The following is a 4,354-nucleotide window of genomic DNA, read 5'->3' as shown; positions in this document are numbered from 1 at the left end:
ATGTCGACGGCATCGAGATCACCCGCATCGCCCGCGGCATCAGCCGCGAGCAGCTGATGGCCGAACCGTCGGTCTTCACCATCATCAACACCAATTCGCCGCTCAAGCTCGACGTGCCGATGATGGAAGGCATCATCCAGATGGCGAGCATGGGCCAGGCCGTGATCGTCACCCCGTTCACGCTGTCGGGCGCCATGGCGCCGGTCACCGTCGCCGGCGCGTTGGTGCAGCAGAACGCCGAGGCGCTTTCCGGCATTGCCTTCGCGCAGATGGTCAAGAAAGGCGCGCCGGTCGGCTATGGTGGCTTCACCTCCAACGTGGATATGAAGTCCGGCGCGCCGGCCTTCGGCACGCCCGAATATATGAAGGCGCAGCTCGTCGGCGGCCAGCTCGCCCGCCGCTACAAAATCCCCTACCGCACCTCCAACACTTGCGCCGCCAACACGGTCGACGCGCAGGCTGCCTATGAGAGCGTGTTCTCGCTCTGGGGCGCGATCCAGGGAGGCGGCAATCTGATGATGCACGGCGCCGGCTGGCTGGAAGGCGGCCTGCGCTGCTCCTACGAAAAGACCATCCTCGACATCGATCTTCTGCAGATGGTGGCCGAGTTCCTCACCCCGCTCGACCTTTCCGAGGATGCGCTCGGCTTCGACGCCATCCAGTCGGTCGGGCCCGGCGGCCATTTCTTCGGCACTCAGCACACGCAGGAGCGCTACAAGACCGCCTTCTACTCGCCGATCGTCTCCGATTGGCGCAACTTCGAAACCTGGACCGAGGCCGGCTCGCCGACTGCAATGGAGCGCACCAACAAGGTCTGGAAGGAGCGTCTTGCCTCCTATGAGGAGCCGTATATGGATCCGGCGATCCGCGAGGAACTCAACGACTTCGTCGAAAAGCGCCGCGCCGAAGGCGGCGCGCCGACGGATTTCTGATTTTCTGTGTGAGGATGAACAGTCGACCCCACTCCGTCGAGCTTCGGTTAGCCTCCATACCAATCATTCAGTCTCTATAAAACGGACCTATCTTCATGAAATCCCATGTAAAAGCGGTTGTCATCGGCGGCGGCGTCGTCGGCTGCTCGGTGCTTTATCATCTCGCCAAGGCCGGCTGGACCGACATCATGCTGATCGAGCGTTCGGAGCTGACTTCCGGCTCGTCCTGGCATGCGGCGGGCGGCTTCCACACGCTGAACGGCGACCCCAACGTCGCCAAGTTGCAGGCCTATACGGTCCAGCTCTACAAGGAGATCGAGGAGGTTTCCGGCCAGTCCTGCTCGCTGCATCTGACCGGCGGCGTCATGATGGCCGATACGCCGGAGCGCATGGACTTCCTGCGGTTGGCTCACGCCAAGGGCCGTTATCTCGGTATGGACACCGAGCTGATCACGCCCTCGGAAGCCAAGACCATGTTCCCGCTGATGGACGAGAAGAACTTCGTCGGCGCCATGTGGGATCCGGTCGAAGGTCATCTCGATCCGTCCGGGACCACCATCGCCTATTCCAAAGCGGCCAAGAAACTCGGCGCGGAGATCGTGCTGCGCAACCGCGTCGTTGATCTCACGCAGCAGCCGGACGGCACCTGGAACGTCGTCACCGAGCAGGGCACGGTCCACGCCGAGCATGTCGTCAACTGCGGCGGCCTGTGGGCGCGCGAGATCGGCCGCATGGTCGGCGTGGAGCTGCCGGTGCTGGCGATGGAGCATATGTACCTGCTCACCGAGCCGATGCCGGAGGTCGAGGAGTTCAACAAGTCGACCGGCCGCGAGATGATCGGCGTGCTCGACTTCAAGGGCGAGATCTACACCCGCCAGGAGCGCAATGGCATCCTGCTCGGCACCTATGAAAAGGCCTGCAAGCCGTGGTCGCCGGTCAACACGCCGTGGGATTTCGGCCACGAGCTTCTGCAGCCCGACATCGACCGCATCGCGCCTTCGCTGGAGATCGGCTTCAAGCATTTCCCCGGCATCGAGAAGGCCGGCATCAAGCAGATCATAAACGGTCCCTTCACGTTCGCGCTCGACGGCAACCCGCTGGTCGGCCCGGTGCAGGGCCTGACCAATTTCTGGTGCGCCTGCGCCGTCATGGCCGGCTTCAGCCAGGGCGGCGGCGTCGGCCTCGCGCTCTCCAACTGGATGGTGCATGGCGATCCGGGCTTCGACGTCTGGGGCATGGACGTCGCCCGCTTCGGCGAATGGGCGACGCTGCGCTACACCAACGCCAAGGTGCGCGAGAACTATTCGCGCCGCTTCTCGATCCGCTTCCCGAACGAGGAACTGCCGGCCGCCCGTCCCGCGCAGACGACGCCGCTCTACGACACCATGCTCGCCAACAACGCCGTCATGGGCGATAGCTGGGGCCTGGAAACCCCGCTCTGGTTCGCGCCCAAGGGCACCGAGCCGAAGGACATCGTGTCCTTCCACCGCTCCAACGATTTCGGCCCGATCGGCGAGGAAGTGCGCGCCACGCGCGAGAAGGTCGGCGTCACCGAGATCGCCAACTTCGCCAAATACGAAGTGTCCGGCCCGGGCGCCGAGGATTTCCTCAACCGGCTGATGACGAACCGCATGCCGAAGACCGGCCGCATCGTGCTGACCCCGATGGTCAACGAGTTCGGCAAGCTGATCGGCGACTTCACCATCGCCAAGACCGGCGAGGATCGTTTCATGATCTGGGGCTCGTCGGCCGCGCAGAAATACCATATGCGCTGGTTCGAGAAGCATCTGCCGAAGGATGGGTCGGTGCGCATCCACCGCTTCGACCAGACGCTGGTGGGTCTCTCCATCGCCGGCCCGAAATCCCGCGATCTGCTGCAGAAGCTGGTCGATGTCGACGTCTCGACCAAGGCCTTCCGCTTCATGGACTTCCGCGAGATGGCGGTCGGCGGCGCGCCCTGCATGGTCAACCGCATCACCTATACCGGTGACCTCGGCTACGAGATTTGGATGGCGCCGGCCTATCAGCGCCTTGTCTACAAGGCGATCAAGGAGGCGGGCGAAGAATTCGGCCTCGTCGATTTCGGCATGCGCGCGTTGCTGTCGATGCGTCTGGAAAAGAACTTCCCGACGTGGTTCCGCGAGCTTCGCCCGATCTACGGTCCCTTCGAAGGCTCGATGGATCGCTTCATCAAGCTTGAGAAGAACGACTTCATCGGCCGCGAGGCCTCGGCCAAGGAGCATGCCGAAGGTCCGAAGCTGCGGCGCGTCTCCTTCATCGTCGATGCCGTCGATGCCGACGTGATGGGCGACGAGCCGATCTGGGCCAAGGTCAGCAAGGACTATGGCACGGTCGAGAAGCCGCATGGCTACGGCGCGCCGCGTTTCGACGAAACGGGCAAGGAAGTCCGCGGCTCCAAGGCTGCCGAAGGCGCCTCCGCCGTGCGCGGCATCGTTGATGGCGAATGGCGCGTCGTCGGCTGGGTGACGTCAGGCGGCTATGCGCATTACGTCCAAAAATCGATGGCGCAGGGCTACGTCCCTGCCGCTCTCGCCGAGGACGAAAGCGCCGGCCTGTTCGAGATCGAGATCCTCGGCCACCGGCGTCCGGCCCGCATCAATGTCGAGCCGCCCTTCGACCCGAGCGGCGAGAAGATGCGGAGCTGACCACTCGGACCTGTTGGATTGCGCCGGTCGCCATGGCATGGTTAAGCCTGCCACCGGCGCATCAGCATGAGAAGAACCATCCCCTTGCGGCAGCTTGAGAAATGGACCGATTGGCTCTGCGATGAACGGGTCGGTCCATTCAGCGCCGCGATCGCGTCGGTCCTCGTCTATTGCCTGACGCAGATCGTGGTGATGGCGCTTTTGTCCCATTTTGCGGGCACCGGCGTCGGCGTCGACGATTCCGAGCAGCTGATGGAAATGCGGTTCCTCGCCGCCGGCTACGGCAGTTCGCAGCCGCCTCTATATACCTGGCTTGCGATGCTTGCGGCCTCGCTGGTCGGAACCAGCGTCCTTGCCCTCAAGATCGTCAAATACGGCTTGCTGGCGGCGGGGCTGGCCGCCTATTTCACCGCCATACGCCGCCTCGGCTACTCGAACCGCGCCGCTGCCGCCGGCATGTTCGGGCTGCTTCTGTTTCCTCAGATCTTCTGGGAAATGCAGCACGCCCTCACCCACTCGGTCGCCATATTCTGTTTCACCTCGGTGCTGCTTCTGGCGCTGGTCGAGGTGGAAAAGCGGCGATCGGCCGTTGCCTATGCGTTTTTGGGCCTGGCGACGGCGGCCGCGATGCTGTCGAAATACAACATCGTCATCTTCCTTGCCGCCCTGTTCCTCGCATCTCTGTCGGTCCGCGAAACCCGTGAGGCGATCTTCGACCGTCGCTTCTTGATCAGCGTGACGGTAGCGATCCTTGCC

3 protein-coding genes are annotated in these 4,354 nt (G+C 63.4%); all 3 read left to right on the top strand.

All coding sequences use genetic code 11. The annotated features are described in order from the left end of the window. On the top strand, positions 1-932 hold a 932-nt coding region (locus EOA28_RS26380; RefSeq protein ID WP_189342197.1), incomplete at its 5' end, for a trimethylamine methyltransferase family protein. Positions 933-1,027: 95 nt separating this feature from the next. Then, positions 1,028-3,598: an FAD-dependent oxidoreductase gene (locus tag EOA28_RS26375; RefSeq protein ID WP_127251190.1), complete on the top strand. Its 2,571-nt coding sequence runs from the start codon at positions 1,028-1,030 to the stop codon at positions 3,596-3,598. 66 nt (positions 3,599-3,664) lie between these two features. Beyond that, positions 3,665-4,354 (top strand): glycosyltransferase family 39 protein (locus tag EOA28_RS26370; protein WP_189342196.1); only part of this gene is annotated, 690 nt, incomplete at its 3' end.

Source organism: Mesorhizobium sp. M2A.F.Ca.ET.067.02.1.1 (assembly GCF_004023285.1).
Lineage (GTDB): Bacteria > Pseudomonadota > Alphaproteobacteria > Rhizobiales > Rhizobiaceae > Mesorhizobium.
The sequence above is the reverse complement of the archived record's forward strand: the minus strand, read 5'-3'. Positions and strand labels throughout refer to the sequence as shown.

Coding starts and splice junctions, on each gene's coding strand:
- EOA28_RS26375 (WP_127251190.1), top strand. CDS start 1,028: ATGAAATCCCATGTAAAAGCGGTTGTCATCGGCGGCGGCGTCGTCGGC.